The organism is Psychrobacillus sp. (assembly GCF_056205495.1).
This window is the reverse complement of sequence record NZ_JBAEAP010000215.1, coordinates 1-5,036: the sequence shown is the minus strand read 5'-3', so window position 1 is coordinate 5,036 and position 5,036 is coordinate 1. Positions and strand designations below refer to the sequence as shown.

Genomic DNA, 5,036 nt, shown 5'->3' with positions numbered 1-5,036 from the left:
GCAATAATATGACCACGGCCAATTTCCCCTAACAGGTTTTCAACAGGCACCTGTGCGTCTTCTAAGATCAATGTACGAGTAGAAGAAGATTTGATACCCATTTTCTTCTCTTCTGCACCTACAGATACTCCTGGGAATGTTCTTTCAACGATAAATGCAGAGAATTTGTCTCCGTCCACTTTTGCATAAACAACGAATACGTCTGCAAATCCTGCGTTAGTGATCCATTGCTTTTCACCATTAAGTACATAGTGTGTTCCTGCTTCATTTAATTTAGCAGTTGTTTTTGCTCCAAGAGCATCTGAACCTGAGCCTGGCTCTGTTAAAGCGTATGCTGAGATTTTTTCTCCAGATGCTGAGTTTGGAAGGTATTTTTTCTTTTGCTCTTCATTACCGAAAAGAACGATTGGAAGAGTACCAATCCCTACGTGTGCTCCGTGAGTGATAGAGAATCCACCTGCTACTGATAGCTTTTCAGCGATTAATGCAGATGAGATTTTGTCTAATCCTAGGCCATCATATGCCTCTGGAATATCAGCTGCTAAAAGACCTAAGTCACCAGCAGATTTCAATAAACGTACAGAGTGATCAAACTCATGATTTTCTAGGTTTTCCACAACAGGTAATACTTCGTTTTTTACATAGTCTTCTGCTGTTTTAGCAATCATTTTTTGCTCATCATTGAAATCCTCTGGTGTAAATACGCGGCTTGCCTCAATATCTTCTACTAAAAAGCTTCCACCTTTAATTGCATCTTGAACTTGTGTCATTTCCTTCTCCTCCTATTGTGTGTAAACGTTTGTTTAATTGATTGTGAAATGCGCCCTTCAATCAAAGCGCATTTCCACCTTAAAATTAAAGAAGTTCAAATACTCCAGCTGCTCCCATGCCTCCACCGATACACATCGTCACAACTCCGAATTGCTTCCCTTGTCTTCTAAGTTCGCTCATCATTTTTAGAGTTAAGATAGAACCTGTTGCTCCAAGTGGATGCCCTAGTGCGATAGCTCCACCGTTTACATTTACTTTATCTAAATCGATACCTAAGTGACGAACGACTTGGATGGATTGAGAAGCGAATGCTTCATTGATCTCCCAAAGGTCGATATCTTCAATAGATAGACCTGCAATTTTCAATGCTTTAGGTACCGCAACGATTGGTCCGATACCCATTACGTCTGGAGCCACGCCTCCAACTGCGAATGAACGGAATTTTGCTATCGGCTTTAAGCCTTGTGCCTCTGCAACTTCACGATCCATCACTAATACTGCGCCTGCACCGTCCGAAGTTTGAGATGCATTACCTGCAGTTACAGAACCACGCACGTTGAATGCTGGACGTAATTTTGCAAGTGTTTCTACTGTTGTTCCTGGACGTACACCCTCATCCATTTCGAACATAAATTTTTTCGATTGCGCTTTGTTGTTTTCATCTACGAAATGCTTGATCACTTCAACCGGAACGATATCATCGTTAAACTTACCAGCTGCAATTGCCGCTGCAGCAAGCTGATGTGAACGAACAGCAAATGCATCCTGGTCTTCACGGCTCACATTATACTTATTCGCCACCTGCTCCGCTGTATGCCCCATTCCCATATAATATTGAGGCGCGGTTTCTGCTAAATGAGCATTTGGTCGAATGACATTCCCCATCATTGGAACCATACTCATTGACTCTACTCCTCCGGCAATAATTGCTTCAGAGTGGCCTAGCATAATACGTTCAGCCGCATAAGCGATTGATTGTAAGCCTGAGGAACAGAAACGATTGATTGTGATCGCTGGTGTTGTATCTGGAAGTCCAGCAAGTGCACCGATATTACGAGCCACATTCATCCCTTGCTCCGCTTCAGGCATTGCACATCCTAAAATTAAATCATCTATTGGGCCGTCGTATCCGCCCGCTCTTTTTAACGTCTCTTTTACCACCAATGCCCCGAAATCATCTGGGCGTACATTAGCTAGAGATCCTTTTTTCGCTTTACCAACTGGTGTTCTTGCACCTGCTACGATAACTGCTTCACGCATGAGTTCTCCTCCTTTTACCTAACGCAGTCTAGTTGCGTAATGGTTTACCTTTCACTAACATGTGCTGCATTCTTGCCTGAGACTTTGGATCTGCAACTAAGCTTAAGAAAGCTTCGCGCTCTAGGTTCAACAGATACTGCTCATCTACTAAAGTACCGTATGGGACCTCACCGCCAGCGATGACATACGCAAGCTTTTTAGCGATTTTCAAGTCATGCTCACTAATGTATCCAGATAAGAACATGCCTTCAGCTCCTAATAACAATGCCGCATATCCTGGAGAACCTACTACTGGAACCTTCTCACGAATCGGTGCCTTATAGCCTACATCTGCAAGAGCAAGTGCAGCTTGCTTAGCATCGTAGATTAAATGATCTGGGTTTACGCTAATACCATCAGCCATGCTTAAGAAATTATTTTCGCGTGCCTCTTCACCTGACGTGGATACCTTAGCCATAGCGATTGTTTCAAATACCTTGCTAGCTACATTTAAATAATCTATTTGAACTCCATTTGGAATTCCTTTTAGATGTTTCATGTATAGCTCTTTATTGCCCCCACCACCAGGGATTAGTCCAACACCAGCTTCAACAAGACCCATATACGTTTCAGTAGATGCTTGAATGTGTGCAGCTGGTAGAGTTACCTCTGCTCCTCCACCTAATGTCATTCCAAATGGAGCAACAACTACTGGCTTGGCAGAGTATTTAATTTTCATCGTCGCGTTTTGGAATTGACGAACAACGAAATCTAGTTCAAAAATATTGTCATCCTGAGCTTCCATTAGAATCATTCCAAGGTTTGCCCCAACGCTGAAGTTTTTCCCTTGGTTACTAATAACAAGCCCTTTAAAGTTTTTCTCAACTTCGTCAATAGCGTAGTTGATCATTTGAAGAATATCTAACCCGATAGAGTTGGACTTAGAGTGGAACTCTAGCAATGCAATTCCATCTCCTAAATCGATCAGGCTAGCTCCTGAATTCGACTTAATGACACCATGCTTTTTCTTGTAGCTTTTTAAGTTAATCGTCTTTTCATTGACTGGTACCGCCTGGTAATCCGACCCGTCAAAGAAGAACAACTCTCCGTTATCCTCTTTATAGAAGGAACTAAAACCTTTATCTAGTAAAGACTGAACGAAAGCAGGGATCTCATATCCTTCAGACGTCATTTTTTCAACAGAGTCTTTTACTCCGATTGCATCCCAAATTTCAAAAGGTCCTTGCTGCCAGCCGAAGCCCCATTTCATTGCATTGTCAATTGCAACGATATCATCTGCAATTTCACCGTGAAGCTGAGCAGAATAGATAAGTGTTGGACTTAAAATACTCCATAAAAGCTCTCCTGTGCGATCCTTTGCATATGTTAACGTTTTCACTTTAGCGGCTAAGCCTTTTTGCTGCTTTGCCATTTCCATAGAAGGAGTTTTCAGCTTCTTCATTGGTCCATATTCCAAAGTTTCCGGATCTAATTCTTTAATTTCTTTGCCTTCTTTTAAGAAGAAGCCTTGCCCTGTTTTAGCACCAAGCCACTTGTTTTCAAGCATTTTTTGCATGAAAGCGGGTACTTCGAATACTTTTTGCTCTTCCCCTGTTGTTTGGTCATATACGTTTTTTGCTACGTGAGCAAATGTATCAAGACCTACTACATCAAGCGTACGGAACGTTGCAGACTTCGGACGGCCAATAAGTGGACCAGTAACAGAATCTACCTCTCCAACCGAGTAGCCTCTTGCTTGCATCTCACGAAGGGTTACAAGTAAACCGTATGTTCCAATTCGGTTGGCTATGAAGTTAGGCGTATCTTTTGCAAGAACAACACCTTTTCCAAGCACATCCTCACCAAAGTTTTGCATGAATTCCACTACTTCAGGAGCAGTCGTATTAGCAGGAATCACTTCCAATAGCTTCAAATAACGAGGTGGGTTGAAGAAATGAGTTCCAAGGAAATGCTTGCCAAAGTCTTCTGATCTACCTTCTACCATTGCATTGATACTGATTCCTGAAGTGTTAGAGCTTATAATTGTGCCTGGCTTACGAACTGCATCTATTTTGTCATATAAATTTTTCTTAATATCTAAGTTTTCTACTACTACCTCTATAATCCAGTCCACATCTTTTAGCTTTTCAAGATCATCCTCTAAATTCCCTGCCGTGATTAATTGCAGGTTCTTTTTCGATGTTAATGGTGCTGGTTTTTGCTTTAATAATTTCTGTACGGCAGTTTCCGCAAAACGATTACGTACGGAAGGATGCTCCAATGTAAGTCCTTTTGCTTCATCCTCTTTACTAACTTCTTTTGGTACGATATCCAGCAAAAGTGTTGGTATACCGATGTTTGCTAAGTGAGCTGCAATCCCAGATCCCATTACCCCTGAACCAAGTACAGCTGCTTTTTTAATTTGATATGTCACGTGCAAAGCCTCCCCTTCATCTTGAATGAACGCTCATTCATTTTAATTACAAAAAAAATAGAAGCAATCTCTATATCTATTATTCTAGTGCAATGTTTAAATTTTCGCAATAATAAAATGAATAATTTAATACATTTTTCTTTCTCCTATTTGGGAAACAGTGTAAACTGTATGTATTATCATTGGAGGTATCTTATAATGAAAAAAATTACTACAACTGAACAATTTAATGAAATCATTTCTGGTGATCAAGAGGTATTAGTAAAATTTGAAGCAGGCTGGTGTCCTGATTGTCGTCGTATGGAAATGTTTATCGATCCAATCATGGAAAAGTATAATAATTACGCATGGTATGAAGTAAATCGTGATGAACTACCTGAAATCGCTGAAAAGTATGAAGTAATGGGGATTCCTAGCCTACTTATATACCAAAACGGCGAGAAAAAAGCTCACCTGCATAGTGCAAATGCGAAAACACCGGACCAGGTAGAAGAATTTTTACAAGCGCAAACTAAATAGATACTATTTAGAACAGCTACATATAGGCATAATATTCAAACTGAATAGTCTATACTTTCTTTAGATCTCATAA

4 protein-coding genes are annotated in these 5,036 nt (G+C 40.6%); 1 reads left to right on the top strand and 3 read right to left on the bottom strand.

From position 1 onward, the window contains the following. From AC06OU_RS06245 to AC06OU_RS06235, 3 genes are all read right to left on the bottom strand, one after another. Window positions 1–770: acyl-CoA dehydrogenase family protein (locus AC06OU_RS06245; RefSeq protein WP_475854686.1), on the bottom strand; the 770-nt coding region annotated here is incomplete at its 3' end. Between the two features lie 85 nt (window positions 771–855). Further along, window positions 856–2,031 (bottom strand): acetyl-CoA C-acetyltransferase, encoded by a 1,176-nt coding sequence (locus AC06OU_RS06240; protein ID WP_169359618.1) that lies wholly within the window; start codon window positions 2,029–2,031, stop codon window positions 856–858. Window positions 2,032–2,059: 28 nt separating this feature from the next. After that, window positions 2,060–4,399, bottom strand: coding sequence for a 3-hydroxyacyl-CoA dehydrogenase/enoyl-CoA hydratase family protein (locus AC06OU_RS06235; RefSeq protein WP_475854688.1), 2,340 nt, complete (start codon window positions 4,397–4,399; stop codon window positions 2,060–2,062). Between the two features lie 243 nt (window positions 4,400–4,642). On the opposite strand from AC06OU_RS06235, the gene AC06OU_RS06230 reads away from it, so the two are divergent. Continuing rightward, a complete protein-coding gene (locus tag AC06OU_RS06230; protein WP_169359616.1) occupies window positions 4,643–4,963 on the top strand; it encodes a thioredoxin family protein in 321 nt (106 codons plus the stop codon). Window positions 4,964–5,036 lie beyond the last annotated feature (73 nt).

Coding starts and splice junctions, on each gene's coding strand:
- AC06OU_RS06240 (WP_169359618.1), bottom strand. CDS start 2,031: ATGCGTGAAGCAGTTATCGTAGCAGGTGCAAGAACACCAGTTGGTAAA.
- AC06OU_RS06235 (WP_475854688.1), bottom strand. CDS start 4,399: ATGGGATCTGGGATTGCAGCTCACTTAGCAAACATCGGTATACCAACA.
- AC06OU_RS06230 (WP_169359616.1), top strand. CDS start 4,643: ATGAAAAAAATTACTACAACTGAACAATTTAATGAAATCATTTCTGGT.